The organism is Nocardioides sp., from assembly GCF_035547795.1.
Lineage (GTDB): Bacteria > Actinomycetota > Actinomycetes > Propionibacteriales > Nocardioidaceae > Nocardioides.
In genome coordinates, this window is record NZ_DASZUF010000071.1 from 13,918 (window position 1) to 40,109 (window position 26,192).

The following is a 26,192-nucleotide window of genomic DNA, read 5'->3' on the forward strand; positions in this document are numbered from 1 at the left end:
AGGCTAGGCACGATGCACCTCCGGGATCGGCGTCGGGGACCAGGCATTGATCGAAGGAGAGTGCACCAGCCCGACCACCCCGAGCACCAGCAACGCGCCGGCCCCGGCGAGTCCCGCGAGCGCTCCGGGGCTGGTGGGCAGGTCGGCATGGAAGGCGATCACCCCGCCGGCGTAGCTGGCCAGCGGGTTGACGATGTTCATCGCCGAGACCGACCACGGCAGCGGGCCGGCGGCGTGGGAGAGCTGACCCAGCGCGAGACCGATGCCGGTGCTGCCGGCCAGCGCATAGCCGACCCAGTCGCGGGCGGTGGCGGCGATGCCGGGGCCGAGGAGGTCGTCGCCGGTCAGCTTCATGAACATCGCGGTCATGGCGAAGCAGACCCCTGACGCGCAGGCCAGCAGCAGCGCCGCCAGCGCCGGCGAGGGCCGGAACCGGCTGGCGGCCACCAGCGCCGCGACGGCGGCGATGGCGATGAACGTCACCAGCAGCACCCGGCCTCGGTCGGCATGGCCGGTCATCGGCGCGGCGCCGTCGACCACCATCAGCAGTGCGACGCCACCACAGATCGCCGAGCCGGCCAGCAGGTCGAGCACGGTCGGCCGGCGGCGGGCGGCCCAGGAGGAGAGCATGATCGTGAACAGCACCTGGGTGGTCATCATCGGCTGCACCGCCGCCACCGAGCCCAGGTGCAGCGCGGCCGCTTGCACGAAGAACGCCAGCAGGTTGACCAGCCAGCCGACGAACCAGGCCGGGCTGCGCACCAGCCGGCCCAGCAGCCGCATCGCGCCAGGCAGCCCCTTGCGGGCCAGCCGCTCCCCCGGATGGCCGGCCAGGTGGGTGCTCGCGCGCTGCTGCAGGAACGCCGACCAGGCGAACCCGAACGCCGCGACCAGCGCCAGGACGAACACCAGCTCCGCGCGGGTCACCGGCTCCTCACATCCTCGCCGTACCGCAGGGAGAGGCGGCGGAACGCCGCCGGGGCGAGCGCGCGCACGGTCGGCGCGACCCGGGTCCAGGACGGGACGAACACCTCGGCGCGGTCGCGCTCGATCGCCGTCACGACCGCGCGGGCGACCTCCTCGGGGCTCACCGGCCGCGGCGAGGTGCGCTCGTAGGGGCGGCCGCGGCGGGCGAAGAACCCGGTGTCGACCGCGGCCGGCACCACCACACCGACGCCGACGCCGGAGCCGGCCAGCTCCAGCCGCAGGCTCTCGGCGAACGCGTCCAGGCCGGCCTTGGCGGCGGCGTACACCGCCTCGCCGGCGACGCCGGTGCGGGCGGCGATGCTGCTGACGAAGACCAGATGGCCGCGGCCGCGAGCGACCATCCCGGGCAGCAGCAGCCGGGTCAGCCGGATCGCCCCGGCCAGGTCGAGGGCGAGCAGCTCGTCGATGCGGCCCTGGTCCATCTCCACGAACGGCCCGGAGTGGCCGAGACCGGCGTTGAGCACGAGCACGTCGATCTCGCCGGCCTGCCGCGCCAGCGCGTCGACCCCGTCGGGGGTGGCGAGGTCGGCGACCACTGCCCGCGCTCCCAGCGAGGCCGCGACGGCTTCGCTGCGCCCGGGGTCGCGACCGTGCACGACCACCTCGGCGCCGGCGGCGCGCAGCAGCCGTGCCACGTGCTCGCCGATGCCTGCCGACGCACCGGTGACGAGCGCACTGCCGCCCGTCAGCCGCATGCCGTCTCCCTTCGCCTCATCCGCGGGTCGCCTGGGACCTCGAGCAAGTTAGCACCGCGGACCGCCTCGGGTATTCCGCATATCGCCAGTCGTCACATCGCCTCACGACGCAGTTCGTCGGTACCCCGTCCGCGCACGTGCGGTCGTCGCGGGTGGGTACTGGGCCCGCATCCTGCAACCCCGAGAGGAGCACCCATGCGTGCCGTGACCTGGCAGGGACCGAAGCAGATCAGTGTCGAGGATGTGCCCGACCCGATCATCAAGGAACCCACCGACGCGATCATCAAGGTGACCACGACCGGGCTGTGCGGCTCGGATCTGCACCTCTATGAGCCGCTGAGTCCGTTCATGACCCCCGGCGACATCGTCGGGCACGAGCCGATGGGGATCGTCCAGGAGGTCGGCGCGGAGGTCACCGACCTGCGCCCCGGCGACCGGGTGGTCATCCCCTTCAACGTCAGCTGCGGCACGTGCTGGATGTGCGCCCAGGGTCTGCAGAGCCAGTGCGAGACCACCCAGAACAAGGAGCACGGCACCGGCGCGAGCCTGCTCGGCTACAGCAAGCTCTACGGCCAGGTCGATGGAGGCCAGGCGGAGTACCTCCGGGTGCCGTTCGCCGGCTACGGCGCCATCAAGGTGCCCGAAGGGCCGCCCGACGACCGGTTCGTCTTCCTCTCCGACGTGCTGCCGACCGCCTGGCAGGCGGTGGAGTACGCCGGGGTCGGGCCCGGCGAGTCGCTGCTGGTCCTCGGCGCCGGGCCGATCGGCGACATGGCCGCCCGGATCGCGCTGCATCGCGGCGTCCAGGTGATCGTCGCGGATCGGCTGCCGGAGCGGCTGGCCCGGGTCGCGGCCCGCGGCGCCGACACCATCAACGTCGACGAGGCCCACAAGGAGCTGGCCGAGCGGGTGCGGTCGATGACCGGCGGCCGGGGCGCCGACGCGGTGATCGACGCGGTCGGCATGGAGGCACACGGCTCGCCGCTGGTGGAGATGACCCAGAAGGTGGTCGGGATGCTGCCGGACGCCATCGCGCAGCCGTTCATGAAGCACGCCAGCGTCGACCGGATGGCGGCACTGTCGACCGCCTTCGAGGCCGTCCGCCGGGGCGGCACCGTCTCCATCGCCGGCGTCTACGGCGGAGCGGTGGACCCGATCCCGATGATGCAACTGTTCGACAAGCAGGTAGAGCTGCGGATGGGGCAGGCCAACGTGCGCCGATGGAGCGACGACATCCTCGCGCTGCTGCGCCAGGACGAGGACGTGCTCGGCGTGGAGTCCTTCGCCACCCACCACCTCCCGCTGGACGCCGCGCCGCGGGCCTACGCCGACTTCCGGGCCAAGGCCGACGGCATGGTCAAGGTCCTCTTCCAGCCGTGAGGTGCCGCGAGTCGATGGGTACCGCGGGTGAGGACAGCCAACCCGAGACGATAGGAGAACACGATGGGTGACGCAGCCGAGGACCTCGCCAAGGCGCAGGCCCTCCCCGAGGGCGACGTGATCCGGGTGCTGTTGGAGCAGCACGCCCAGATCCGCGACCTGTTCACGCAGGTGAAGTCGAGCGAGGGCGAGACCAAGCACCATGCCTTCGACTCGCTCCGCGCCCTGCTCGCGGTGCACGAGACGGCCGAGGAGATGGTGTTGCGGCCGGTGAGCGAGAAGGTCGCCGGCGAGGGCGTGGCCAAGGCCCGCAACGACGAGGAGGCCGAGGCCAACGAGTTCCTCGCCCACCTGGAGAAGATGTCACTGGAGGACCCGGACTTCGCCGCGCAGTTCGCCGCCTTCGAGGAGGCCGTGGACAAGCACGCCGAGGCCGAGGAGAGCGACGAGTTCCCGCGGATCATCTCCACCTGCGACGAGGAGCAGCGGCAGAAGATGGGCCGCAAGATCAAGGCCGCCGAGGCGACCGCCCCGACCCACCCGCATCCGGCGGTGGAGCCCTCCTCGATGCAGCAGAAGATGGTCGGACCGTTCGCGGCCCTGGTCGACCGGGCCAAGGATGCGATCGCCAAGGCCGGCTGATGGAGCTGGCGGATCGGGTCGCCCTGGTCACGGGTGGAGGAAGCGGGCTGGGTCGGGCCACCAGCCGGCTCCTCGCCCGGTCCGGGGCCCACGTCGTGGTGGCCGACATCGACGAGGAGTCGGCCCAGCAGAGCGTCAAGCTGATCGAGCAGGACGGCGGCGCTGCGGAGGCGGTGGCGCTCGACGTCGCCGATCCCGCGGCCGTCGACCGGGTGGTGGGCGACGTGTTCGACAGGCACGGCGAGCGCTTCGACTGCCTGGTGAACAACGCCGGCACCGACCGCGGCTCGGACCTGGTCGACATCGACGACGAGCAGTGGCACGCCGTCTTCGGGGTGAACGTCGACGGGCCGATGCACCTGGCCCGGGCGTTCGTCCGTGGCCGGCTGGCCCGTCCCGACCGGGTCGCCGACATCGTGAACGTGGTCTCCATCAGCGCGCTGACCGTCGGCGCGGGCGCGGCGGCGTACAACTCCTCCAAGGCGGCGCTGCTCAAGCTCACCGAGGTGCTCCAGACCGAGGCGCGCGAGCACGCCTGGCCGGTGCGGGTCTGCGCGCTCAACCCGGCCGCGATGGCGACGCCGATGATGGACCAGTGGGGGCTGCCGCCGGAGCGGATGATGGACCCCGACATCGTCGCGGGCCTGATCCGCACCGCCATCACGCTGCCACCCGAGGCCGTGCTGCAGACGGCGGTGGTCACCCTGCGCAACGAGTACTTCCCCCGATGAGGGGCCTGCAGGGCGCCCGCGTCGTCGTCACCGGCGGCGCGGGCTTCGTCGGCTCATGGCTGTGCGAGCGGCTGCTGACCGAGGGCGCCGCGGTGTGGTGTGTGGACGACTTCTCCACCGGAAGCCCGGAGAAGGTCGCGCACCTGGCCGACCATCCGGGCTTCACCCTGGTGGAGGCCGACGTCAGTGCCGAGATCCCAGTGTCGGAGCGAGTCGACGCGGTGCTGCACCTGGCCTGCCCCGCCTCGCCGGTGCACTACCTGCGGATGCCGCTGGAGACGCTGCGGGTGGCCAGCGCCGGCACCGTCAACGCTCTGGAGTTGGCCGCCACGTCCGGCGCGAGATTCGTGCTCGCCTCCACCTCGGAGGTGTACGGCGACCCGCTCGAGCACCCCCAGCGCGAGTCGTACTGGGGTCACGTCAACCCGGTCGGCCCGCGCAGCGTCTACGACGAGGGCAAGCGCTTCGCCGAGGCGACCACGATGGCCTACCACCGCGCCCGCGGCGTCGACGTCGGCATCGCGCGGATCTTCAACTCCTACGGGCCGCGGATGAGCCTCGACGACGGCCGGGTGGTGCCGGCGTTCCTGCACCAGGCGCTGCGCGGCGAGCCGCTGACAGTGGCCGGCGACGGCACCCAGACCCGCTCACTGTGCTGGGTCGAGGACACCGTCGACGGGCTGGTGCGGCTGACCCGCGCCGGCGGCGTGACCGGGCCGGTGAACATCGGCAACGACGACGAGACCACCGTGCTCGAGCTGGCCTCGACCGTGGTGGAGCTGACCGGTTCCCGGTCCCGCATCGAGCACATTCCGTTGCCCGAGGACGACCCCCGGGTCCGCCGACCCGACCTCTCCCTGGCCCGGGACCTGCTCGGCTGGACGCCCACCATGCCGGTCGAGGAGGGCCTCAAGCGGACCGCCGAGTGGATGGAGGCCGTGCTCGCCGGCTGACCCACCGAGAAACAGCTGGCTTGGTCGGACGACACGCTGGCGTGTCACTCGACCAAGTCAGCTGTTTTGCGGGAGTGGCCGGAGTGAGGCGGCGGCCAGGACCTCGTCGACGGTGATCGCCAGCAGGGCCGGGTCGGGGCGGTCGGCGTGGGGGTCGCCGACGCCGGTGCCGTGCCACAGCACGGTGTGCGGACCCGGGGGCGGGCCCCAGCGCGCGGGCGGAGTGGGGCCGAAGAGCAGCACCGACGGCGTCCGGTACGCCGAGGCCAGGTGGCCCAGCCCGGTGTCGCCACAGACCACCAGGGCGGCGTCGGCGACCAGGGCCGCCAACGAGCCCAGGTCGGTGATACCGGCCAGCACGGCGTCGGCCGGCAGCCCGGCCTGGCGCCGTACCTCCTCCGCGAGGGGGCGTTCGGCCGCGCTGCCGGTGACGAGCACGCGCTCGCCCCGCTCGGTCACCCAGCGCGCCACCGCGGCGAACCGCTCCGCCGGCCAGCGCCGGCTCTCCGACGCGGCGCCGGGGTGGATCACCACCGCGCCCGGCGCGGGCGAGGTCCGCGGAGGCGGCGGGAGCAGGACGTCGTCGGGATCGACGGGTACGGCGAAGGCCTCCGCGACCAGCCGGCACCATCGCACCCGCTCGTGCTCGCCGGGATCCCAGGTGTCGCGGTCGAAACAGACCAGCCGCCCGGGCGCGAGCCGCTCCAGCAGCGTCCGCGACGCCGGCCCGTTGCCGTGCAGATCGATCGCCACCTCCGGCGGTGGGCCGGACCACGCCACCGGCGCCAGCTCCTCGGTCGGGATCAGCAGGTCGACCGCGTCGATCAACTCCACCAGCGGGCGCTGTGCCTCGGGCGCGGCCAGCACGATCTGGCGGCCGGGCAGGGCGCGACGCAGGGCCCGCAGCGCCGGCACCCCGGTGAGCAGGTCGCCCAACCCGATGGCGCGATAGACCAGGACGCGGCTCATCGGGCCCGGGCCGTCTCCACCAGCCGGGTGGTGGAGCGGCCCTGCAGATAGGGCAGCACCACCGACTGGCCGCCCCACTCGCGCAGCACCGCGGCCTCCCGCAGCTCGGCGCCGGCGTAGTCGCCGCCCTTGGCCCACACGTCCGGCCGGATCCGGCGAAGCACCTCGGCCGGAGTGTCCTCGTCGAAGACCACCACCTCGTCGACCGGGGCCAGCGCGGCCAGCACCCGGGCACGGTCGGCGGCGGGGACGAGCGGCCGGGAGGGACCCTTGAGCCGGCGGACGGAGTCGTCGGAGTTGAGGCAGACCACCAGGCAGTCGCCGAGCGCTCGGGCCGCCTCCAGGGTCGCGACATGGCCGGCGTGGAGCAGGTCGAAGCAGCCACCGGTCGCCACCACCGTGCCGCCGGTGGCACGGACCCGCGCGACCACGTCGCCGACCGGCCCCGGCTCCCGGGCGGGCGCGCCATAGCACGCCGAGCCCCCCGCCGCGACGTACGCCGCGGCGGACTGCACCGCCTGATGCACCGCCTCCAGCGTCACCGCTCCGGAGCCCAGCGCCAGCGCGGCGGTGCTGGCGAACCGATCGCCCGCGCCGCAGGTGTCGACCGCCGTCACCCGCGGTGCGGGAAGCACCGACGGCGAGCTCTCGCCGCGGGAGAGCAGCGCGCCACGGGAACCCAGCGTGATCGCCACCGCGTCCACCCGCCACGCCTCGACCAGCACGCCGGCGCGGCGACTCAGTGCGGCCAGTCCCGGGCTGCCCGCGGCCGCCTCGGCCTCGTTGGGGGTGGCCAGGCGCGCGCCCGGCACCGGGTCGGCGCCACGCGGATGGGGGTCCCAGACCAGCGGGATCCGGCGGGGCAGTCCGGTCAGCAGGTCGCGCGCCTGCCGATGCGCGGTCATGCCTCGCCCGTAGTCGGCGACCAGCACCGCGTCGGCCGCCCCGAGCGCGGTCCGGGCGGCGGGCGGCAGTTCGCCGATCGGGCCCGGCTCGCCGCTGTCGAGCCGCAGCAGCGACTGCCCACCGGCGCGGACCCGCCTCTTGACGGTGGTGGTGCCCTCCTGGCGCAGCGCGATCAGCTCGACACCGGCGTCGGCGAGCGCCGCCCGCAGCAGCGCGCCCTCGGCGTCGTCGGGCACCGGCGTCACCAGCACCACCTCGGCGCCGTCGGCGGCGGCCAGCGCCGCGGCCAGGCCGGCGCCGCCGGGTCGGCGTACCTCCTCGAGGTCGTCGAGGACCGGCACCGGCGCCTCCGGCATCAGCCGGCCGGCGCTGCCCACCAGGTCGACGTCGAGCAGGGCGTCGCCGATCACCACCAGCCGGGTCATCAGGACACCTCCTCCAGCGACTCCAGCGAGCGCCGGGTGCGGGAGACGCCGACGCCGAGCGCGCGGTCGAGGGCGGCACACAGGATGTGCAGTGCGACCAGGTGGAGCTCCTGCACGGTGGCGGTGTACGGCGCGTCCACGGCGCAGTGCTCGCTCGCGGCCTCGGCCAGCGGGTTGGGCAGCGGCCCGGTCATCGCCCACACCCGCAGCCCGGCGGCCACGCCGCGACGCGCCGCCTCCACCATGTTGGGGCTGCGGCCGCTGGTCGACATCAAGACGAGCACGTCGCCGGGGCGCCCGTGCGCCTCGACCTGCCGGGCGAACAGCTCCTGTGCCGGATAGTCGTTGCAGATCGCCGTCAGCGAGGAGGTCTCGGCGGACAGGCAGATCGCCGAGTACGGCGGCCGGTCCTCGCGGTAGCGCCCGACCAGCTCCGCGGTCAGGTGCTGGGCCTGGGCGGCGCTGCCGCCGTTGCCGGCCGCGAGCAGCCGGCCGCCGTTCTCCAGGATGGCGGCCAGCCGCACGCCCCAGGCGTCGGCGACGTCGACGCAGTCGTCGAAGCGGTCCAGCGCCCGGCGCAGCTCGGCCAGGTGCTCGTGGTCGCAGGGGGTGGGAGTCATCGGATCGCCTCCTTCGCGTCGGGGATGGCACAGACCGAGCGGTAGACGGACTCAGTCTCGGCGACCACCGCGGACCAGTCGTAGTACTCGACCGCGCGGCGGCGGCCGGCCTCGCCGTACCGCCGGCGCCGATCGGGATCGTCGAGCAGCCGGCGCAGCGTCTGCGCCAGGGCGGCGGGCTCGCGCGGCGGCACCAGCTCCCCGGTGACGCCCGGCACGACGGTGTCCAGCAGGCCGCCGACGGCCGAGCCGACCACCGGCCGGCCACAGGCCATCGCCTCGACCGGCACGATCCCGAACGGCTCGTACCACGGCACCGAGACCACGATGTCGGCGCTGCGGATCAGGCCCGGTACGTCGGCGCGCGCGATGCTGCCCAGGAACACCACCCGCTCGGCCACGCCGAGCCGCGCGGCCAGCTCACGCAGCCGGCGTACCTCCGGGTCCGCCTCGAACGCCTCGCCCGCCGGGCCGCCGGCCACGACCACCTCCACATCGGGCAGCGCCGCGGCGGCCTCGATGACGTTGCCGATCCCCTTGCGGGTCACGATCCGACCCAGCACCAGCAGCCGGTGCCGACCGCGGGCCGGCGGCTCGTGTCCGGGCCGGAACACGTCGACGTCGACGCCGCACGGGATCACGCTGGCGCGTCCCGGCGGCAGCCCCAGCGCGCGTAGCTCGTCGACCTCGTCGGTGCAGGTGGCGATCACGTGGTCGACCTCGCGGCACAGCCGACGCTCGTCGTCGACACGGGAGGGCGGGCTGGTGTCGGCGGCACCCTGCTGGCGCCGCTTGACCGACCCGAGGGCATGGAAGGTGTGCACCACCGGCGTCCGGGTGCCGCGGGTGGCGTGCAGCGCGGCCAGCCCGCTCATCCAGAAGTGACTGTGCACGAGGTCGACCGGATCGCGCCGCCAGCCGTCGCGCAACCGCACCCCGAGCTCGCGCATGTGCGGCAGCAGCTCGTCCTTGGGGAGTACGACGGCGGGTCCGGCCGTGACATGTTCCACCACGTACCCGTCCGCGGTGGCGACCCGGGTCGGCACGTCGGGGCTGTCTCGCCGGGTGTGGACCACGACGTCATGGCCGTTGCGGGCCAGGCCGGCGGCGAGCGCCGCGACGTGGACGTTCTGCCCGCCCGCATCGACACCGCCGAGCGCGGCGAGCGGGTTGGCGTGCTCGGAGACGAGGGCGATCCTCATCGGTACACCTCCAGGATCAGACGGGCAGGACGGGCGCGGGCTGGCCGCAGAGGGCCGTGACGGCGGCGACGACCTCGCCCGGGGTCACCGAGTCCAGGCAGGGGTGGCCGGGGATGGGGCAGACCGTGGCGCGGGTGTCACGGCAGGCGGCATGCTGGTCACCCAGCAGCACCACCCGGTCGCCGTAGGGTCGCCAGCGGACGGCGGGGACGGTCGGCGCGTACAGGCTGACCACCGGCGTGCGGACGGCCGCGGCGAGGTGGGCGGGACCGGTGTTGCCGACCACGACCGCATCGGCGAGGGCGAGCACCTCGGCCAACTGCGGCACGGTGAGCCGGCCGCCCAGATCGGTGGCGATCCCGTCGGCCACGAAGGCCGTCAGCTCCTCCTCCCCCGGCCCGCCGGTGACGACGACCCGGTGGCCGAGCTCGACCAGCCGGTCGACCAGGGACCGGTAGCGCTGCGGTGACCACGCGCGGGCGGGCACCGAGGTGCCGGGGTGCAGGACGACGTAGGGCGGCTCGACGCCGGCGGGCAGCGCGGCGAGGTGGCGCCGTACGGCGGGGAGACCGTCGTCCCCGGGCGAGAGCTCGGCACCGGCGGCGCGGGCCAGCCGCAGCGCGCGCTCGTGCTCGGGGATGTCGTCGGGCACGCCGGTCAGGCGCAGGTCGAGCAGGGCGCCGGGGTAGTCCTCGCTGATCGCGCCGACCCAGGGCATGCCCGCCAGCCGCAGCAGCAGCGCGGTCGGCAGCGCGGACTGGTGGAACGACGTGAACACCACCGCGCGGTCGTAGCGACCGGCCTGCAGTCGGGCACGGAGTCCTTCCACCTCCGCGCGGTCGACCGGGTCCGGCTCGGGATCGATCCAGGGGGCACGCCAGCACAGCACCTCCTCGACGCCGGGGAGCAGGTCGGCGACGTCCCGGCCGCGGGGACCGCAGAGCAGGGTCAGGTGGTCGCTGCCGGCGGCGAGCGCGCGGATGGCCGGCCCGGTGACGAGCAGGTCACCGAGGCTGTCGAGACGTACGGCGAGGGTCCTCACCAGGCACCTCGCAGCACCGCGTCGATGGCGTCAGGCAGGCTGGCGGCCACCGCGTCCGCGGCCGCCACCTCGTCCGGGAGGGTCTGTCTGGTCGGGACCAGCACGCCGGCGACCCCGGCAGCCTCGGCGGCGGCCAGGTCGCTGCCGATGTCGCCGATCAGCACCGCCCGGGCCGGCGCCACCCCGGCCTCGGCGAGCGCCTGCTTGACCAGCCCGGGGCCGGGCTTGCGGCACTCGCAGCCGTCGTCGGGGCCGTGCGGGCAGACGTAGACCCCGTCGAAGGGACCGAGCAGCTCGGCGACGCGGCCGTTGACCGCCGCCACCTGCTCAGGCGTGATCAGGCCGCGGGCGATGCCGGACTGGTTGGTCACCAGTGCCACCCGGACGCCCTCGTGCCGGAGCCGGTCCAGCGCCTCCTTGGCGCCGTCGACCGGGGTCACCCGCGCCGGGTCGCCGTTGTAGGGCACGTCCTGCACCACGGTGCCGTCCCGGTCGAGCAGCACCAGGTCGGGCAGCCCGCGCCACGGCGTGGCGTTCCGGTGGCGGACCAGTCCGCGGGCGGTGTGCCAGGTCGCCGCCGGTGGGATGGCCAGGCTGGTGAGCAGCATCCGGCGGACCTCGTCGCGGTCGCGCGGTCCGGGGGCGATCCGCCGCCAGGCGAACTCCGCCGTACCGGCCAGCCACAGGCCGGCCGCGGCCGCCGCGGTCCGGCTCACCCGCCGGGGGCGGCGCAGGACCGCCCGGGCCAGCGCCCCGACCGCGGCGATGCCGGCGGCGGTGGTCGCGACGTGGGCGGCCCGTCGGCCCACCGGCGCGTCGGCGCGTCGCTGCCAGCCGGGTCCATGCAGCCGTCGCATCAGCATGTCGTCGGCATTACCCGCCTGTTGCCGCACCGATGCCCAGTCGTCGCTCGGCCTGACCGGATGGGTGATCCAGCGCTGGCCGGTGGTGATCGTGCTGCGCTCGTCCAGGGTCCCGCCCAGCCGCAGCGCCAGGTCGGCGTCCTCGCGGAAGGCTCGTGGGAAGCGCTCGTCGAACCCGCCGACGCGCGCCAGCGCCTCGCGCCGGTAGGACAGGTCGGCGGTGATCCAGCGGGCCCCGGCCAGACCCGCCGTACCGCGCTCCCAGTCGGTGGCCGGGCGATCGGCGGGCAGCGGCACCCGGACCCGGCCGCAGCTGCCCAACGCATCGGTGCGCAGGTCGTGCCGGAGCAGCTCGTACCAGTCCTCGTCCGGCACCACGTCGTCGTCGAGGAAGGAGACCCACGGGGTGCGCGCCCGGCGCCAGCCGAGGTTGCGCGCCCGCGCCGGACCGCCACCACCGGAGCGGACCACCGTCACGTCGAGACCGCGCGCATCGAGCTCCAGCTCCGGGCCGTCGGGCCGGTCGTCCACCAGCACGATCGGCGCGTCCCCCGGGTGCCGCTGGCCGGCCAGCGCCTCCAGGAGCACGTCGAGACTGGGCCGGCCCATGGTTGGCACGACGATCGTGGTCCCGGTCGCGGTCATGCCGTCGGCCGCCTGACCGCGAAGGGTCCGATCGCCAACAGGTCCACCGGCGCCGAGCCGAAGCACTCCAGCGCGTCCCGGGGGTCGTCGACCATCGGCCGGCCGGCGGTGTTGAGGCTGGTGTTGACCACCACCGGCAGCCCGGTGCGCCGCTCGAACGCGGTCAGCATCCGCGCCACCAGCGGCTCCTGGTCGGCGTCGACGGTCTGGATGCGCGCGGTGCCGTCGACGTGCACGACCGCCGGGATCCGGTCGCGCCAGTGCGGGGCGACGTCGTGCACGAAGAGCATGTACGGCGAGGGCACCGGCCCGCGGCTGAAGATGTCGCCGGCCCGGTCCGCCAGCACCATCGGTGCGACCGGCCGGAACTGCTCGCGCCCCTTGACGTCGTTGAGCCGCTCCAGGTTCTCCCGGCGACCCGGGTGCGCCAGCAGTGAGCGGTGCCCGAGCGCGCGCGGTCCGAACTCGCTGCGCCCCTGGAACCATGCCACCACGCCGTCCTCGGCCAGGCACTCGGCGACCGTCTCGGCGATGTCGTCGGGCCGCTCGTAGCGCAGCCGGGCGGTGCGCAGCCGCTCCTCGATCTCGACCTCGGTCCAGCCGCGGCCGAGGTCGGCGCCGCGCATCGGGACCAGCCGCTCACCGGCCTGCGCGGCCACGTGCAGGGCGCTGCCCAGCGACGTGCCGGCGTCGCCGGCGGCGGGCTGCACCCAGACCTCGTCGTACCCGCTGTGCTCGGCGAGGACCGTGTTGGCCACGCAGTTGAGCGCGACGCCGCCGGCCAGGGTCAGCACCCGCCCGCCGGTGCGGCCGCGCAGCCAGCGGGCCAGCTCCAGCAGCACCTCCTCCAGCCGGCGCTGCACGCTGGCGGCGAGGTCGGCGTGGTCCTGGCTCCACTGCTCGCCCGGCGCGAGCCGCTTGGCCATCGCGTCCCAGTCGATCCGCTCGGTGACGAAGCCGCCCTCGGGGCTGGTCCGCACTCGCCGGCGCAGCTCGGTGAGGAAGCGCGGCTCGCCGTAGGAGGCCATCGCCATCACCTTGTACTCGTCGCTGGAGCGCAGGAACCCCAGATGCTCGGTGAGGTCCTCGTAGAGCAGGCCGAGCGAGTGCGGCAGCTCCTGGGTGCGGTGGGTGGTCAGCCGGCCCCGCTCGTAGGTGCCGGCCAGGTGACTGGCGCACTCGCCGCGGCCGTCGAGCACCAGCACGTCCACGCCCCCGGCATCGAGCAGAGCGTCGTACGGCGCGGCCAGCGCGGCCGACGCGGCATGCGCGACGTGATGCGGCACGAACGTCACGTCGGCCGGGTCCAGCCCCGGCAGGGCGGTGGCCAGGAACTCCGGCGCCTGCCGGGCGTAGGTCTGGCGCAGGTGGTCCCACGGGTCGTGCAGGCCCATCTCGTCGGCGGGCCGCGCCAGTCGCACGTCGTAGGAGTAGGTGACCGCATCCAGGTCCGTCGGCTCGAGCCCGGCGCTGGCCAGGCACCAGCGCGCCGCCTGCTCGGGCAGCTCCCAGGCGGCGAACGGGACCGGACGGTGGCCGTGCTTGCGGCGGGAGAAGCGCTCCTCCTCCGCGGCCGCGACGGTGCCGCCGTCCACCACCAGGGCAGCGCTCGGATCGTGGAAGAGCGCGTTGATTCCGAGAACCTTCATCGGGCTCGGTGGCCGAGGAAGCGCTTCGGCAAACGTCGCGGCGGTTACCGGCGTGTCGTGAGGATCCTGATGTGGCACGTGCACGGCTCCTGGACCACCGCGTTCGTCCAGGGCGGCCACGACTACCTGCTCCCGACCACACCCGACCGCGGCCCCGACGGCCTCGGTCGCGCCCGCACCTGGGACTGGCCGGACAGCGTGGTGGAGGTGGCGCCCGAGACGCTCGCGCGGACGCCGGTCGACCTGGTGGTGCTACAGCGGCCGCACGAGCTCGACCTGGCGCGGCGCTGGCTCGGCCGGCGCCCGGGGCGCGACGTGCCGGCGGTGTACGTCGAGCACAACACCCCGGCCGGCGCCGTACCCGACACGCCTCATCCGCTCGCCGGCCAGGGCGAGATCCCGATCGTGCACGTGACCGGGTTCAACGAGCTGATGTGGGACTGCGCCGGCGCCCGCACGACGGTGATCGAGCACGGCATCGTCGACCCGGGGCATCGCTACACCGGGGAGCTGGGTCGGGCCGCGGTGGTCGTCAACGACCCGGTGCGGCGCGGCCGGTTCGTCGGCACCGACCTGATCCCCGCGGTCGCCGCGGCCTGCGGGGTGGACGTCTTCGGGATGCGGGTCGCGCAGTTGCCGGCGGTGCCGGGCGTGGCGACGTACGAGGACCTGCCGCAGGAGGCGATGCACGCCGAGCTGGCCCGGCGGCGGGTCTACGTGCACCTGTCCCGCTGGACCTCGCTCGGGCTCTCGCTGCTGGAGGCGATGCATCTGGGCATGCCGGTGGTGGCGCTCGGCACCACCGAGGCGCCGTTCGCGGTGCCACCGGCGGCCGGGGTGGTCACCACTCGGCGATCCGAGCTGGTCGACGCGGTGCGTCACTTCATCGACTCGCCGGCCGATGCCCGGTCGGCCGGCGAGGCGGCGCGTGAGCACGCGCTGGCGCACTACGGCCTCAAGCGGTTCCTGGCCGACTGGGACGCGTTGCTGGCCGGGGTCGCCGGGGTGGCCGGGGTGGCCGGCTCGTGACGGTCACGACCGTCGTGGTCACCCGCGACCGCTGGCCCGACCTGGCCTGGTCGCTCCCCCGCCACCGCGACCCGGTGATCCTGGTCGACAACGGCTCGGTCGACGACACCCCGCGACGGGTGCGGGAGCACTTCGGCGCCGTCCGCGTCATCGAGCTCGGGGCGAACCGCGGCGCGGTGGCCCGCAACATCGGCGTGGAGGCCGCCACCACGCCGTACGTCGCCTTCGCCGACGACGACTCGTGGTGGGCACCCGGCGCGCTGGACGAGGCGGTGCGGCTGCTCGACGAGCACCCGCGGCTGGGGCTGGTCGCCGCGCGGGTGCTGGTCGGAGACGACCAGCGGCTCGACCCCACCTGTACGGCGATGGCCGCGGCGCCGCTGGGGCGCGACCCGGATCTGCCCGGCCCGCACGTGCTCGGCTTCGTCGCCTGCGGCGCGGTGGTCCGGCGCAGTGCGTTCCTCGCCGCCGGCGGCTTCGACCCGGTGGTGGTCTTCCCCGGCGAGGAGGAGCGGCTCGCCCTCGACCTGGCGGCGGCCGGCTGGGCACTGGTGTACGCCGCGGGCGTCGTCGCCCACCACCATCCCTCCACCAGCCGGGCGACCACGCTGCGCCGCCGGGCGCTCGAGGAGCGCAACCGGATGCTCACCACGCTGCTGCGCCGGCCCTGGCCGGTGGTGGCCACCACCGCGCTCGACCAGCTGCGCGGCGACACCGGCGCCCGCCTCGGCCTCGGCTGGGCACTGCTCCGCTCCCCGCTGGCACTGCGCCGTCGGCGACGGCTGCCGGCCTCGGTCGAGGCGGCCCGGGCTCGGTTGGGCTGAGGGTGCTCAGCGCGACACCAGGACGCGCAGCCCGCGCGGCGGCAGGGTCGGGATCCGGGTGACGTCGTAGGAGGTGTCGATCGGCGCGAAGTCGACGCCCGCGAGCACGCCGGCGGTCGCGGCGAGCAGCCGCACCGTCAGCGGCTCGCCCGGGCAGCGGTGACCGGTGCGGGCGTCGCCGCCACCCTGGGGCACCAGCTCGTAGGGGTCCGGTTCGCCGCGGGCGAACCGGCTCGGCAGGAAGTCCTCCGGATCGGGCCAGGTCTGCGGGTCGTGGTCGGTGCCGACCACGTCGAGGACCACCCGATCGCCGGCGTTGAGATGGCGGCCGAGAGCGTCCGCGTCGCGCCGTACCCGCCCCGCGAGGGCCGGCACGAACGGGTAGCGGCGGCGGACCTCGTGCGCGAACGCCACCCGCCGCTGCGCGTCGCCGAGCAGCTCGCGCCACTGCCGGTGCTCGGCCAGGGCCACCGCGACGAACGTGCCAGGCCGGCCACCGCCACGGTCGGCCGCAGCACGTTGATCAGCTCCACGGCCGCCACCGACGCCGGCAGGTCGGAGCCGGCGATGACGGCCAGGACGCTGCCGGCCGGCGGGATCGTCTCGCCGATGCGGACCGACTCCACCAGCCGTCGCGCCCACCGGTTGGCCGCGATCCGGGCGGCCCAGCCGCGGGCGTACGCCGTCGGGACGCCGCCGAATCCGTCCACGATCCGGGCCAGCCGTCTCGCCAGCCGGGCGGCCCGGCGCCGCGAGCACGAGATGCCGGCCCACGGAAGCACCGCGGTGCCGTACACCTCGACGAGCTCGTCGAAGACGACCACCCGGCCGCGCCAACGTGCCGCACGCCGGGCCAGCTCGCGCTCCACCGCCGTCACCAGCGGGGCGATCCGCTCCGGCGTGAGCAGACCGAGGAACATCGACTTGCGTGCGGCGTGCTCGGCATCGTCGAGTCCGTGCACCGCGCCGGCGCCGAAGAGCAGGCTCGCCAGCGGCGCGGGGATCGCGTCGTACCGCCGGATCACCGAGGTGTCGTAGAACAGCCGGGCGCCCGCCGGGCCGCGCACCACCAGGGCGCGCCGGCCCAGCAGCCGGGTCTCGAAGGTGTCGGCACCGTCGTGCCGGGCGCGCTCCTCCGGCAGCGCCCGGTAGCCGTCACGCCACAACCGCCATGCCAGATCCGCCATGGCCGGCCGGTACCCAGCCGAGCGCCGAGTCGAGCGCCCGGACCCCGCGTTGGGCGGCGAGACGACGGGTACGGGACCCCTGACCCCGATCCGTCTAAGGAGACCCCATGCCCGACAAGTCCCACGCCGTTCCCGGCGCACCCGCACCCGAGCCGCCCACGCTCGAGGAGCCGACCACCCCACGCGAGCCGCTCGAGCCCAAGGCCGACCAGACCGGCCCCGACGTCCGTACGCCGTCGGGTGCGGTCGCCAACGAGGACCAGGCGGTCAACGCCCAGCAGGGCGAGTGGCTGACCACGTCGGTCGGCGCCCGGTTGCGCGACACCGACCATTCCCTCAAGGCCGGCGAACGTGGCCCGACGCTGCTGCAGGACCACCATCTGCGCGAGAAGATCACCCACTTCGACCACGAGCGCATCCCCGAGCGCGTCGTCCACGCTCGCGGCGCGGCCGCACACGGGGTCTTCACCGGGTACGGCACGGCGGCCGAGGTGACCTGCGCGGCGTTCCTCGACAAGGACGTCCAGACGCCGGTCTTCACCCGGTTCTCCACCGTGCTCGGCTCGCGCGGGTCGGCCGACACGGTGCGCGACACGCGTGGGTTCGCGACGAAGTTCTACACCGCCGAGGGGATCTTCGACCTCGTCGGCAACAACATCCCGGTCTTCTTCATCCAAGACGGGATCAAGTTCCCCGACATCATCCACGCCGGCAAGCCGCACCCGGACCGGGAGATCCCGCAGGCGCAGAGTGCACACGACACGTTCTGGGACTTCGTCTCGCTGCACACCGAGGCGCAGGCCCACACCATGTGGAACATGTCCGACCGCGGCATCCCGCGCTCCTTCCGGATGATGGAGGGCTTTGGCATCCACACCTTCCGGATGATCAACGCCGCCGGTGAGACGTCGCTGGTGAAGTTCCACTGGAAGCCCCGGCTCGGCGTGCATGCCCAGACCTGGGAGGAGGCGCAGCTGACCTGCGGCTTCGACCCGGACTTCCATCGCCGCGATCTGGCCGACGCGATCGAGGCCGGCGCCTACCCCGAGTGGGAGCTGGGCATCCAGGTCTTCCCGGACGAGCCCGACCAGATGTTCGCCGGGATCGACCTGCTCGACCCGACCAAGATCGTTCCGGAGGAGCTGGCGCCGGTGCAGCCGATCGGGCTGCTCCAGCTCAACCGCAACCCGTCGAACTACTTCGCCGAGACCGAGCAGGTGGCCTTCCACCCCGGCAACCTGGTGCGTGGCATCGACGTCACCGACGACGCCCTCCTGCAGGCCCGGCTGTTCTCCTACATCGACACCCAGCTGACCCGGCTGGGCGGGCCCAACTTCAACCAGATCCCGATCAACCGGCCGCACGCGCCCGTCAACGACATGCTGCGCGACGGCTTCCACCAAGACGCGGTGCACCGGGGCGTGGCGCCGTACCGACCCAACTCGCTGGACGGCGGCTGCCCCTTCCACGCCTCCGGTGCCGATGACCGGGCCTTCGTCGAGGCGCCGGTGGAGGTGGCCGCGGCGCCGAAGACCCGGGCGCAGGCGGCGTCGTTCGACGACCACTTCAGCCAGGTGCGGCTGTTCTGGCGGTCGATGACGCCGATCGAGCAGGACCACATCGTGCTGGCCTACTCCTTCGAGCTGGGCAAGTGCTACGAGCAGACGATCAAGGAGCGGCAGCTGCAGTGCCTGGCCAACATCGACGCCGAGCTGTGCTCGCGGGTGGCGGCCAACCTCGGTCTGCCGGCGCCGGCCGCCTCGGAGTCGGTGCCGGACGCCGACCCCAGCCCCGCGCTGTCGATGGTCGGCGAGAGCTGGCCGGTCGACGGCCGGGTGATCGGCGTGGTGACCTGCCCGGACTGCCCACAGGACGAGGTCGCCGCGATCCGGCAGGCGATCTTCGACGCCGGCATGGTGCCGCTGCTGATCGGCCCCACCGGTGGGCAGCTGCCGTCCGGGATCCCGTTGCAGCGCTCGTTCGACACCGCCAGGTCGATCGAGTACGACGCGGTGCTGCTCGCCGGTGGGATCGCCGCGCACGCCGATGACCCACGCGTCACCCTGCTGGTGCAGGAGGTCTTCCGGCAGGCGAAGGCGATCGGCGCCTGGGGTGACGGCGATGCCGCGCTGACGGCCGCCGCGGTCGACGCCGCAGCCCCCGGCGTGGTCGTCGGCGACTCCGGCGAGCAGGTGCTCACCGAGCTGGCCGGGCTGTTGGCCAAGCATCGGGCGTGGGAGCGGGTTGGCTGAGTCGGCCCGAAAATGGCCCGGAGATGGTCCGGAGATGGTCCGGAGATGGTCCGGGGCGCACATCAGTCTGACTGGTGACCGCCCCGGACTGTCTCTTCGCCACCCACGGGGTGCTCGCTCAGGGTCTGTTCTTCTCCGGCATCACCTTGTGGGTGCCGTCGCACCACGGCTTGGTCGCCGAGCTGCCGCAGCGGCACACCGCCGAGATCGGGCGGGTGGTGGCGTGCTCGGTGCCGTCCTCGTCACGCACCACGTGCTCGCCGCGGATCAGCAGCGGGCCGCCGGCGCACACGATCACGTCGGGGGTGCTCATGCGACGTCCCAGCGCTGCAGGAGGTACGACGCCACCCGGTCCTCCAGGTCCAGGCAGCTGAACGCACCGAACCACACGTCGGGCTCGGTCTGGGGCTCCGCCTCGATCAGCGGCGCGCAGATCGCCCGGACGGCGAGCTGCTCGTGCACCGCGTCGGCCTGGACGTGCTCCTCGTAGTAGGCCTGCATCTCGGGCGCCATGCCGAGCCGGTCCAGGCCCTGCACCATCCGGCGGCAGGGCAAGGAGCTGGTCGCCTCGAACGCCGCCAGGTGGCCCACCGCCGCACCCCGCAGCCGGCGGTTGAGGCCGAAGAGGCTCATCGCGTTGTTCTGCTCCAGCACCGCCAGCGGCGCCTGCTCGAGGTACGCGCCCTCGGCCGGGTCGAGCCCGAGCGCCGCCATCCCGTCGGCGAAGAGCCGGGCGTGCAGCCGGTCGGGCCGACCGGCGCCGTACTCGTCGTACTGCAACTCGGCCAGCGCCGCCCGGGGCGCGACCGGCAGCCGCGGGATAGCCCAGGAGACCGGATCGGACTCCTTGAGGTGGTAGAGCGAGCGGCAGCGCAGCAGCTCGAGCACCTGGTCGGCGGTCGCCTCGGTCTGCACATACCGCGCCAGCGACGGGCCATCGTGTTCCTCGATCATGGCGAACAGAGCCTCCGCGACGTCACCGTCGTACGCCGGCACTCCGGGCCAGCGCGCGCGCAGCCGGGACTCGAGGTCGTCCTCCAACGCCCGCCGCACCGCCACCAGCGCCGGCTCGTGCTCGAGCCGATCGTCGACGCCGGCCAGGCCGCGGTAGCAGAGCTCGTCGAGGAGCCAGAGGGTCAGCGCGGCGTCCTCGGGGTCGCCGACCCGCGCCACGTCGAGGGAGTCGACCCGGCCGGTGTCGAGGGCGGCGATGACCTCCTCACTGAGTGGACCGCGGGGCTTGGGCAGCGTCGTCATGGCGCGGCCGGTACCCGCTCAGTCGCCCAGCGACTCCCGCTCCGCGCCGATCGTGGTGTCCTCGCCGTGGCCGGTGTGGACGACCGTGGCGTCGGGCAGCGCGAACAGCCTGGCCCGGATCGACGCCTCCAGCGTCGGCCGGTCGCTGAAGGAGCGGCCGGTGGCACCCGGCCCGCCATGGAAGAGCGTGTCTCCGGTGAAGACGCAGCCCAGCTCGGGCGCGTAGAGGCACACCGCGCCCGGGGCGTGGCCGGGCGTGTGCAGCACCCGCAGCGTGGTGCCGGCCACCGCGAGCTCCTGGTCGTCGGCCAGGTCGACGTCCCACAGCTCGCCTGTCGGGTCGTCCGGGCCGCCGTGGGTCAGCTCCCACAGCGGCCGGTCGTCGGGATGCAGCAGGATCGGGGCCACCACTCTCTCCCGCAGGGCGGGCGCGACCCGGACGTGGTCGTCGTGCGCATGCGTGCACACGATCGCCCGAACCCGGCGCCCCCCGACGACGGCCAGGATCGCGTTGACGTCGTGCGGGGCGTCGATCACCAGGCACTCCTCGTCATCGCCGACCACCCAGACGTTGTTCTCCACGTCGAACGACTCGCCGTCGAGGCTGAATGTCCCCGAGGTGACGCCGTGGTCCACCCGCGCGGTCACCGGGACCCCCGTCCGAAGCGGAGCGGAGCGAGCATCCGGACCGGGTGCATCACAGCACCACCACGCTGCGCAGCACGTCGCCGTGGTGCATCTTCTCGAACGCGGCCTCGATGTCGCCGATGCCGATCTCCTCGGACACGAACGCGTCCAGGTCGAGGCGGCCCTGCTGGTAGAGATCGACCAGCATCGGGAAGTCGCGGCTGGGCAGGCAGTCGCCGTACCAGCTGGACTTGAGCGCCCCGCCGCGACCGAAGACGTCGATCAGCGGGAGGTCGGGCACCTTCATCTCCGGGGTCGGTACGCCGACCAGCACCACGGTCCCGGCCAGGTCGCGGGCATAGAATGCCTGCTTCCACGTCTCCGGGCGCCCGACGGCCTCGATCACCACGTCGGCGCCGAACCCGCCGGTCAGCTCCTGGATCGCCGCCACCGGGTCGGTGGCCGAGGAGTCCACGGTGTGGGTGGCGCCCAGCCGCGTGGCGGTCTCCAGCTTCTTCGCGTCGATGTCGACGGCGATGATCGGGCTCGCCCCAGCCAGCGCGGAGCCGGCGATCGCCGCGACTCCGACCCCGCCGCAGCCGATCACCGCCACCGACTTCCCGCGGGTGACACCACCGGTGTTGATGGCAGCGCCGATGCCGGCCATCACGCCGCAGCCGAGCAGGCCGACCGCCGCCGGGCGGGCAGCGGGATCGACCTTGGTGCACTGGCCGGCGGCGACCAGGGTCTTCTCCGCGAACGCCCCGATGCCCAGCGCCGGGGTCAGCTCGGTGCCATCCTCGAGCGTCATCTTCTGGCTGGCGTTGTGGGTGGCGAAGCAGTACCACGGCTCACCGCGGCTGCACGCCCGGCACCGGCCGCAGACCGCGCGCCAGTTGAGGATCACGAAGTCACCGGGCGCCACCTCCGTCACGCCGGGCCCGACCGCCTCGACCACACCGGCGGCCTCGTGGCCGAGCAGGAACGGGAACTCGTCGTTGATGCCACCCTCGCGGTAGTGCAGGTCGGTGTGGCAGACCCCGCACGCCTGCACCTTCACCACGGCCTCGCCCGGTCCCGGGTCGGGCACGTTGATCGTGACCAACTCCACCGGCGCACCCTGGGCGCGGGCCACGACCGCCTTCACCTGCTGCATCTGCACTCCTTCGCCTCCGCCCGACCGGTCAGCCTGGCCGTGACCGATGCGGCGCAAGCGACGTTACCCCGGCTCGCCGACAGTGCCGCCAGGTTCATCCCCGGGGCCGCGCATGGCGGGGTAGTTCGGGGAGTAACGGTCGCAATACCGGCGAGTAATAGACCGTTTCTCCCCGAACTACCCCCGCAAGGTCACCGATCAGGAAGCCCCCGGGCCGGGACGGCTGTCAGCCGAGCACCGCGAGCAGCGCCCCGGAGACCAGCCCACCGACGAGCACCACCCCCGCACTCGCCCAGGTCGCCCGCCAGCCGAGTGCTCGTCCCACCATCACCATCGAGGGCAGCGACAGCGCCGGCAACGCGACCAGCAGGACGCCAGCCATGCCCAGCCCGGCGCCGGCGCTCAGCGCGGCGAGGATGACCGGGATCTCGCCACCCGTCGGGATCACCAGCAGCGTGGCCACCACGGCGGCCAGCACGACCGCGAGCAGGCCCAGCCGATGCGCCAGGCCACCGAAGTCGGAGAGCGTCGCGCTCACCACGCCGAGCGCCAGGACGACGACGGCGTACTCGGGCACCAGCACCAGCGTGAAACGGGCCAGCGAACGCAGGTAGCGCGGCGGCAGGTCGCGCAGCCGCGGCGAGTCCTCGACCGCGGCCCGGCCCTCGTCCGACGCGACCACGGTCGACGCCGCGCCCGACGGCGAGCGCTCCAGGAGCCGGGCCAGCAGCGCCGAGGCGCCGAAGACGAGGGCGGCCCCGACGACGATGCGGGTGGCGACGTACGGCCACGGCAGCACCAGGGCGAGGAAGACCAGGACGGCGGGGTTGAGCAGCGGGTTGCCCAGCCAGTACGCCAGGCTGGCGGCCAGCGGCGTGCCGCGACGGCGCAGCCCGACCGCGACCGGCGCGGTGCAGCAGGTGCACATCATGCTGGGCAGCGACGCGAGGCCGCCGGAGAGCACCTGGGCGCCCCGGCCACGCCGGCCGAGCACCGCCAGCAGCCAGTTCCTGGGCACCAGCGCGTCGACGGCCGCGGCGACCAGCAGCGCCACCAGCAGCGCTCGCCAGATCGCCTCGCCGTAGTCCCGCGCGAAGCGCAGCGCGCCGGTCACCGAAGGCGCCGAACCGGCCTGGCCGGCGGCCGAGAAGATCGGGGAGCCGGACCATGTCCGGGTGTCGGAGAGGGTGCCCGCCTTGGCCAGGTAGGGCAGCCACTTGGCCCACATCAGACCCAAGATCAGCAGCACGGCCAAGACGGCCACTCCGATCATCCCGGTCAGCAGGGCACGGCGGCGATCGGGGTCCGGTACGACGAGGGGCTCGGCGCTCACGCGCTACCGATACCCGCGCGCGCCTCGACTAGACAACGATCAGCCGGCCGGGGCTCTGGTCGCCGTACTGCCGAAGGCGATGCCTCGCGCCTCCTTGCCCACCAAGGTCACCGCGGCGACCACGATGAGCACCGGGACGATCGTGACGGCGAGCGCGAACGGATAGGAATGCGCGCTGGCCAGGTGCTCCTGGATCGGCAGGTTGAGCGCGGCCAGCAGGTTGCCGAGCTGATAGGTCACGCCGGGATAGAAGCCACGGATCGCGTCCGGCGACATCTCGGTGAGGTGCGCGGGGATGACGCCCCATGCGCCCTGCACGAACAGCTGCATCAGGAACGACCCCAGGCACAGCCACCCGGCGGTGCTCGAGTAGGCGAACAGGGGCACGACCGGCAGCCCGAGCACCGCACAGAACGCGATCGTGTAGCGCCGGCCGAAGCGCTGCGAGAGCGTGCCGAAGACCAGCCCGCCGACGATCGCGCCGACGTTGTAGATCATCGCTATCACCAGCGCGGTCGTCTCCGAGAGCCCCGCGCCGCCCTGGTCGGTGGCCTTGAGGAACGTCGGGTAGACGTCCTGGGTGCCATGGCTCATCCAGTTGAACGCCGTCATCAGGATGATCAGGTAGACGAACCGGCGCAGGATCCTGGCGTCGAGCAGGACGTCGCGGAAGCTCGTCCTGGTCACCCGCATCGCCTCCCGGCTCTGCTCCCACACCTGCGACTCCTCGACCCGGGTCCGGATCAGCAGGCTGATCAGGGCGGGCACGATGGAGAGCGCGAACAGCCAGCGCCAGGACAGGTCGAAGGCCTCGTGCAGGAGGAGGTACGCCGCCGCGGCAAGCAGGTAGCCGAAGGAGTAGCCCTCCTGCAGCAGCCCGGAGAAGAACCCGCGCCGCTCGACGGGGATCTTCTCCATCGCCAGTGCCGCGCCCAGTCCCCACTCGCCGCCCATGCCGATGCCGTAGAGGAAGCGCAGCACGATCAGCACGCTGAGGTTGGGCGCGAAGGCGCACGCGAAGCCGACGACCGAGTAGAACAGCACGTCCACGATCAGCGGCACCCGCCGACCGACCCGGTCGGCCCACAGCCCGAAGAGCAGCGCGCCGACCGGCCTCATCAGCAGCGTCGCGGTGGTGAGGAACGCGACCTTCTCCTTCGAGACGCCGAAGTCGGTGGCGATGTCGGCGTAGACGAGGACGACGATGAAGTAGTCGAAGGCGTCCATCGTCCAGCCCAGCAGGGCCGCGAGGAACGCATTGCGCTGGTCGCGATCGAGACGGCTCACCCGGGGCCGTTACCCGGGCAGGCATGTCTCAGTCGTCGTAGGCTCCGGCCGCGATGTCCTCCAGCAGCGTCGGGCCGGTCGGCGTCCAGCCGTAGGTGGCCCGGGTCAGCGCGCTGGTGGAGGACATGTCGCGCCCGAAGAACTGCCCGATGAACCCGAAGTGCTCCCCGGCCTGCTCGGGCGACACCGACGTGGTGGGCAACCCGAGCCGGGTGCCGATCGCGGCGGCGATCTCCTTGGTGGGTACGGCGTCCTCGGCCACGGCATGCAGCCGCGCCCCGGCGGGTGCCTGCTCGAGGCCGATCCGGACCAGCCGGGCGGCGTCGGTGCGGTGGACGGCGGCCCAGCCGTGCGTGCCGTCGCCGACGTACGCAGCCACGCCGGTACGCCGCGCGACGTCGGCGAGGTAGCGCACGAACCCGTGGTCGCCCATGCCGTGCGTGGTCGGCGCGAACCGGGCCGCGATGGCCCGCACACCCCGATCGATGAAGTCGAACGCGCGGTTCTCACTGCCACCGCGCAGCGAGTCCGGCCCGACGAACGGCGACGGCTCGGTCTCCCCGGCCAACACGCCGGAGGCGAGCACGAACGGCCGGTCGCTGCCGATCAGCGCCTCGGCGATCGTCTCGACCGCGGCGCGCTCGGCACGGTTGGACTCGGCCGGGTTGGCCCAGTCGTGCTTGTTGGCCAGGTGGACCACGGCCTCCGCCTCCTGCGCCCCGCGGCGCAGCGTGGCGAGGTCGTCCAGGTCGCCGGACAGGACGACGGCCCCCTTGGCCCGGATCGAGGCGGCCGAGGCCTCGGAACGGGCCAGTCCGACCACCTCGTGGCCGGCGGCCAGCAGCTCGTCGACGACGGCCGAGCCGATCCAGCCGCTGGCTCCGGTGACGAATACGCGCATGTCAACTCCTTGATGTCAGTGTCTGACATCGACGGTAGCACGGCATGTCAGACACTGTCATCACTATGCTTGGGCCATGCCTCGCTGGGAGTCCGGATCGCGGGAGCGGCTGGCCGACGCCGCCCTGGGGCTGTTCGCGTCCCAGGGCTTCGAGCGGACCACCGTCGCGGAGATCGCGGCCGCGGCCGGCCTGACCGAGCGCACGTTCTTCCGCTACTACGCCGACAAGCGCGAGGTGCTCTTCGCCGGCCAGGACGACTTCGAGGCACTCTTCCTCACCGGCCTGGCCGGCTCCTCCGCGACCGCGCCGATGGACCTGGTCGCCGCCGCGCTGGAGAACGCCGCCGGGTTCTTCCCCGACGAGAAGCGAGCGTGGTCACGGGCCCGCCAGGAGATCATCGCGGCCAACCCCGCGCTGGCCGAGCGCGAGCAGCACAAGATGTCAGCCCTCGCCACCACCCTCACCGCCGCCCTGGTGGACCGCGGGGTCGAGGAGACCACCGCCGCCCTCGCCGCCGAGGCCGGTGTCAGTGTCTTCCGCCGTACCTTCGCCGCCTGGATCGCCCCCGGCCAGACCGGCTCCTTCGACACGCTCCAGCGGGAGATCCTGGCGCAGCTGCGGGCGCTGCT

General features: G+C 73.7%; 25 protein-coding genes and 1 pseudogene. 8 read left to right on the forward strand and 18 right to left on the reverse strand.

Annotated features, from left to right (window positions below; translation table 11 throughout):
- Positions 1 to 3: 3 nt before the first annotated feature.
- Together VHA72_RS05220 and VHA72_RS05225 are read right to left on the reverse strand one after the other, a co-directional pair.
- Complete coding sequence (locus VHA72_RS05220; protein WP_325573384.1) at positions 4 to 927, reverse strand: DMT family transporter; 924 nt, start codon at positions 925 to 927, stop codon at positions 4 to 6.
- Positions 924 to 1,682 (reverse strand): SDR family NAD(P)-dependent oxidoreductase, encoded by a 759-nt coding sequence (locus tag VHA72_RS05225; protein ID WP_325573385.1) that lies wholly within the window; start codon positions 1,680 to 1,682, stop codon positions 924 to 926. Before VHA72_RS05225 ends, VHA72_RS05220 begins: the two co-directional genes overlap by 4 nt.
- Positions 1,683 to 1,877: 195 nt before the next feature.
- On the opposite strand from VHA72_RS05225, the gene VHA72_RS05230 reads away from it, so the two are divergent.
- From VHA72_RS05230 to VHA72_RS05245, 4 genes are all read left to right on the forward strand, one after another.
- Positions 1,878 to 3,062, forward strand: coding sequence for an alcohol dehydrogenase catalytic domain-containing protein (locus VHA72_RS05230; protein WP_325573386.1), 1,185 nt, complete (start codon positions 1,878 to 1,880; stop codon positions 3,060 to 3,062).
- 63 nt (positions 3,063 to 3,125) lie between these two features.
- The gene (locus VHA72_RS05235; protein WP_325573387.1) at positions 3,126 to 3,704 is read left to right on the forward strand and encodes a hemerythrin domain-containing protein; all 579 of its coding nucleotides are present in this window, start codon (positions 3,126 to 3,128) and stop codon (positions 3,702 to 3,704) included.
- On the forward strand, positions 3,704 to 4,435 hold the full coding sequence (locus VHA72_RS05240) for an SDR family NAD(P)-dependent oxidoreductase (protein WP_325573388.1): 732 nt from the start codon (positions 3,704 to 3,706) through the stop codon (positions 4,433 to 4,435). Before VHA72_RS05235 ends, VHA72_RS05240 begins: the two co-directional genes overlap by 1 nt.
- Entirely contained in the window at positions 4,432 to 5,388 is a 957-nt protein-coding gene (locus VHA72_RS05245; protein WP_325573389.1) for a UDP-glucuronic acid decarboxylase family protein, read from the forward strand. The genes VHA72_RS05240 and VHA72_RS05245 overlap by 4 nt, the downstream gene beginning before the upstream one ends.
- Positions 5,389 to 5,445: 57 nt before the next feature.
- On the opposite strand, the gene VHA72_RS05250 is transcribed toward VHA72_RS05245, so the two are convergent.
- The 7 genes from VHA72_RS05250 to VHA72_RS05280 are packed head-to-tail and all read right to left on the reverse strand — an operon-like array spanning position 5,446 to position 13,709.
- Positions 5,446 to 6,357: a glycosyltransferase family 9 protein gene (locus VHA72_RS05250; RefSeq protein ID WP_325573390.1), complete on the reverse strand. Its 912-nt coding sequence runs from the start codon at positions 6,355 to 6,357 to the stop codon at positions 5,446 to 5,448.
- Entirely contained in the window at positions 6,354 to 7,688 is a 1,335-nt protein-coding gene (rfaE2, locus tag VHA72_RS05255; protein WP_325573391.1) for a D-glycero-beta-D-manno-heptose 1-phosphate adenylyltransferase, read from the reverse strand. Before rfaE2 ends, VHA72_RS05250 begins: the two co-directional genes overlap by 4 nt.
- Positions 7,688 to 8,308 (reverse strand): D-sedoheptulose-7-phosphate isomerase, encoded by a 621-nt coding sequence (locus VHA72_RS05260; RefSeq protein WP_325573392.1) that lies wholly within the window; start codon positions 8,306 to 8,308, stop codon positions 7,688 to 7,690. The genes rfaE2 and VHA72_RS05260 overlap by 1 nt, the downstream gene beginning before the upstream one ends.
- A complete protein-coding gene (locus tag VHA72_RS05265) occupies positions 8,305 to 9,510 on the reverse strand; it encodes a glycosyltransferase (protein ID WP_325573393.1) in 1,206 nt (401 codons plus the stop codon). The genes VHA72_RS05260 and VHA72_RS05265 overlap by 4 nt, the downstream gene beginning before the upstream one ends.
- 16 nt (positions 9,511 to 9,526) lie before the next feature.
- Positions 9,527 to 10,552: a glycosyltransferase family 9 protein gene (locus VHA72_RS05270; RefSeq protein WP_325573394.1), complete on the reverse strand. Its 1,026-nt coding sequence runs from the start codon at positions 10,550 to 10,552 to the stop codon at positions 9,527 to 9,529.
- A complete protein-coding gene (locus tag VHA72_RS05275; RefSeq protein WP_325573395.1) occupies positions 10,549 to 12,060 on the reverse strand; it encodes an HAD-IIIA family hydrolase in 1,512 nt (503 codons plus the stop codon). The genes VHA72_RS05270 and VHA72_RS05275 overlap by 4 nt, the downstream gene beginning before the upstream one ends.
- On the reverse strand, positions 12,057 to 13,709 hold the full coding sequence (locus VHA72_RS05280) for a carbamoyltransferase family protein (RefSeq protein WP_325573396.1): 1,653 nt from the start codon (positions 13,707 to 13,709) through the stop codon (positions 12,057 to 12,059). The genes VHA72_RS05275 and VHA72_RS05280 overlap by 4 nt, the downstream gene beginning before the upstream one ends.
- 57 nt (positions 13,710 to 13,766) lie before the next feature.
- On the opposite strand from VHA72_RS05280, the gene VHA72_RS05285 reads away from it, so the two are divergent.
- A complete protein-coding gene (locus VHA72_RS05285; protein WP_325573397.1) occupies positions 13,767 to 14,738 on the forward strand; it encodes a glycosyltransferase in 972 nt (323 codons plus the stop codon).
- Positions 14,735 to 15,562, forward strand: a complete 828-nt coding sequence (locus VHA72_RS05290; protein WP_325573398.1) for a glycosyltransferase family 2 protein — start codon at positions 14,735 to 14,737, stop codon at positions 15,560 to 15,562. Before VHA72_RS05285 ends, VHA72_RS05290 begins: the two co-directional genes overlap by 4 nt.
- Positions 15,563 to 15,568: 6 nt before the next feature.
- Here VHA72_RS05290 and VHA72_RS05295 read toward each other — a convergent pair whose 3' ends face one another.
- The gene (locus VHA72_RS05295) at positions 15,569 to 15,697 is read right to left on the reverse strand and encodes a hypothetical protein (RefSeq protein ID WP_325573399.1); all 129 of its coding nucleotides are present in this window, start codon (positions 15,695 to 15,697) and stop codon (positions 15,569 to 15,571) included.
- 63 nt (positions 15,698 to 15,760) lie between these two features.
- Positions 15,761 to 16,336: pseudogene (locus VHA72_RS16505) on the reverse strand (cytochrome P450); the annotation flags it as partial.
- A 520-nt stretch (positions 16,337 to 16,856) separates the two neighbouring features.
- Here VHA72_RS16505 and VHA72_RS05305 point away from each other — a divergent pair.
- Entirely contained in the window at positions 16,857 to 19,001 is a 2,145-nt protein-coding gene (locus tag VHA72_RS05305) for a catalase (RefSeq protein ID WP_325573401.1), read from the forward strand.
- A gap of 118 nt (positions 19,002 to 19,119) precedes the next feature.
- On the opposite strand, the gene VHA72_RS05310 is transcribed toward VHA72_RS05305, so the two are convergent.
- The 7 genes from VHA72_RS05310 to VHA72_RS05340 all read right to left on the reverse strand — a co-directional run bounded on the left by VHA72_RS05310 (position 19,120) and on the right by VHA72_RS05340 (position 25,562).
- On the reverse strand, positions 19,120 to 19,314 hold the full coding sequence (locus VHA72_RS05310; RefSeq protein ID WP_325573402.1) for a CDGSH iron-sulfur domain-containing protein: 195 nt from the start codon (positions 19,312 to 19,314) through the stop codon (positions 19,120 to 19,122).
- Positions 19,311 to 20,258: an iron-containing redox enzyme family protein gene (locus VHA72_RS05315; RefSeq protein WP_325573403.1), complete on the reverse strand. Its 948-nt coding sequence runs from the start codon at positions 20,256 to 20,258 to the stop codon at positions 19,311 to 19,313. Before VHA72_RS05315 ends, VHA72_RS05310 begins: the two co-directional genes overlap by 4 nt.
- 18 nt (positions 20,259 to 20,276) lie before the next feature.
- A complete protein-coding gene (locus tag VHA72_RS05320; protein WP_325573404.1) occupies positions 20,277 to 20,906 on the reverse strand; it encodes an MBL fold metallo-hydrolase in 630 nt (209 codons plus the stop codon).
- Between the two features lie 49 nt (positions 20,907 to 20,955).
- Positions 20,956 to 22,041: an S-(hydroxymethyl)mycothiol dehydrogenase gene (locus VHA72_RS05325; RefSeq protein ID WP_325573405.1), complete on the reverse strand. Its 1,086-nt coding sequence runs from the start codon at positions 22,039 to 22,041 to the stop codon at positions 20,956 to 20,958.
- A gap of 226 nt (positions 22,042 to 22,267) precedes the next feature.
- A complete protein-coding gene (locus tag VHA72_RS05330) occupies positions 22,268 to 23,374 on the reverse strand; it encodes a permease (RefSeq protein WP_325573406.1) in 1,107 nt (368 codons plus the stop codon).
- A gap of 39 nt (positions 23,375 to 23,413) precedes the next feature.
- Positions 23,414 to 24,661, reverse strand: coding sequence for an MFS transporter (locus tag VHA72_RS05335; protein ID WP_325573407.1), 1,248 nt, complete (start codon positions 24,659 to 24,661; stop codon positions 23,414 to 23,416).
- 28 nt (positions 24,662 to 24,689) lie between these two features.
- Entirely contained in the window at positions 24,690 to 25,562 is an 873-nt protein-coding gene (locus VHA72_RS05340) for an SDR family oxidoreductase (protein WP_325573408.1), read from the reverse strand.
- A 76-nt stretch (positions 25,563 to 25,638) separates the two neighbouring features.
- Between VHA72_RS05340 and VHA72_RS05345 the strand changes: the two genes are divergently transcribed.
- The coding region (locus VHA72_RS05345) for a TetR family transcriptional regulator (protein ID WP_325573409.1) at positions 25,639 to 26,192 on the forward strand (554 nt) is incomplete at its 3' end.

What these genes read in the sequence shown, in the direction of transcription:
- VHA72_RS05325 (WP_325573405.1), bottom strand. Translation starts at nt 22,041, where the DNA reads ATGCAGCAGGTGAAGGCGGTCGTGGCCCGCGCCCAGGGTGCGCCGGTG.
- VHA72_RS05260 (WP_325573392.1), bottom strand. Translation starts at nt 8,308, where the DNA reads ATGACTCCCACCCCCTGCGACCACGAGCACCTGGCCGAGCTGCGCCGG.
- VHA72_RS05310 (WP_325573402.1), bottom strand. Translation starts at nt 19,314, where the DNA reads ATGAGCACCCCCGACGTGATCGTGTGCGCCGGCGGCCCGCTGCTGATC.
- VHA72_RS05280 (WP_325573396.1), bottom strand. Translation starts at nt 13,709, where the DNA reads ATGAAGGTTCTCGGAATCAACGCGCTCTTCCACGATCCGAGCGCTGCC.
- VHA72_RS05230 (WP_325573386.1), top strand. Translation starts at nt 1,878, where the DNA reads ATGCGTGCCGTGACCTGGCAGGGACCGAAGCAGATCAGTGTCGAGGAT.
- VHA72_RS05305 (WP_325573401.1), top strand. Translation starts at nt 16,857, where the DNA reads ATGCCCGACAAGTCCCACGCCGTTCCCGGCGCACCCGCACCCGAGCCG.
- VHA72_RS05265 (WP_325573393.1), bottom strand. Translation starts at nt 9,510, where the DNA reads ATGAGGATCGCCCTCGTCTCCGAGCACGCCAACCCGCTCGCCGCGCTC.
- VHA72_RS05275 (WP_325573395.1), bottom strand. Translation starts at nt 12,060, where the DNA reads ATGACCGCGACCGGGACCACGATCGTCGTGCCAACCATGGGCCGGCCC.
- VHA72_RS05235 (WP_325573387.1), top strand. Translation starts at nt 3,126, where the DNA reads ATGGGTGACGCAGCCGAGGACCTCGCCAAGGCGCAGGCCCTCCCCGAG.
- VHA72_RS05340 (WP_325573408.1), bottom strand. Translation starts at nt 25,562, where the DNA reads ATGCGCGTATTCGTCACCGGAGCCAGCGGCTGGATCGGCTCGGCCGTC.
- VHA72_RS05315 (WP_325573403.1), bottom strand. Translation starts at nt 20,258, where the DNA reads ATGACGACGCTGCCCAAGCCCCGCGGTCCACTCAGTGAGGAGGTCATC.
- VHA72_RS05250 (WP_325573390.1), bottom strand. Translation starts at nt 6,357, where the DNA reads ATGAGCCGCGTCCTGGTCTATCGCGCCATCGGGTTGGGCGACCTGCTC.
- VHA72_RS05225 (WP_325573385.1), bottom strand. Translation starts at nt 1,682, where the DNA reads ATGCGGCTGACGGGCGGCAGTGCGCTCGTCACCGGTGCGTCGGCAGGC.
- rfaE2 (WP_325573391.1), bottom strand. Translation starts at nt 7,688, where the DNA reads ATGACCCGGCTGGTGGTGATCGGCGACGCCCTGCTCGACGTCGACCTG.
- VHA72_RS05245 (WP_325573389.1), top strand. Translation starts at nt 4,432, where the DNA reads ATGAGGGGCCTGCAGGGCGCCCGCGTCGTCGTCACCGGCGGCGCGGGC.
- VHA72_RS05240 (WP_325573388.1), top strand. Translation starts at nt 3,704, where the DNA reads ATGGAGCTGGCGGATCGGGTCGCCCTGGTCACGGGTGGAGGAAGCGGG.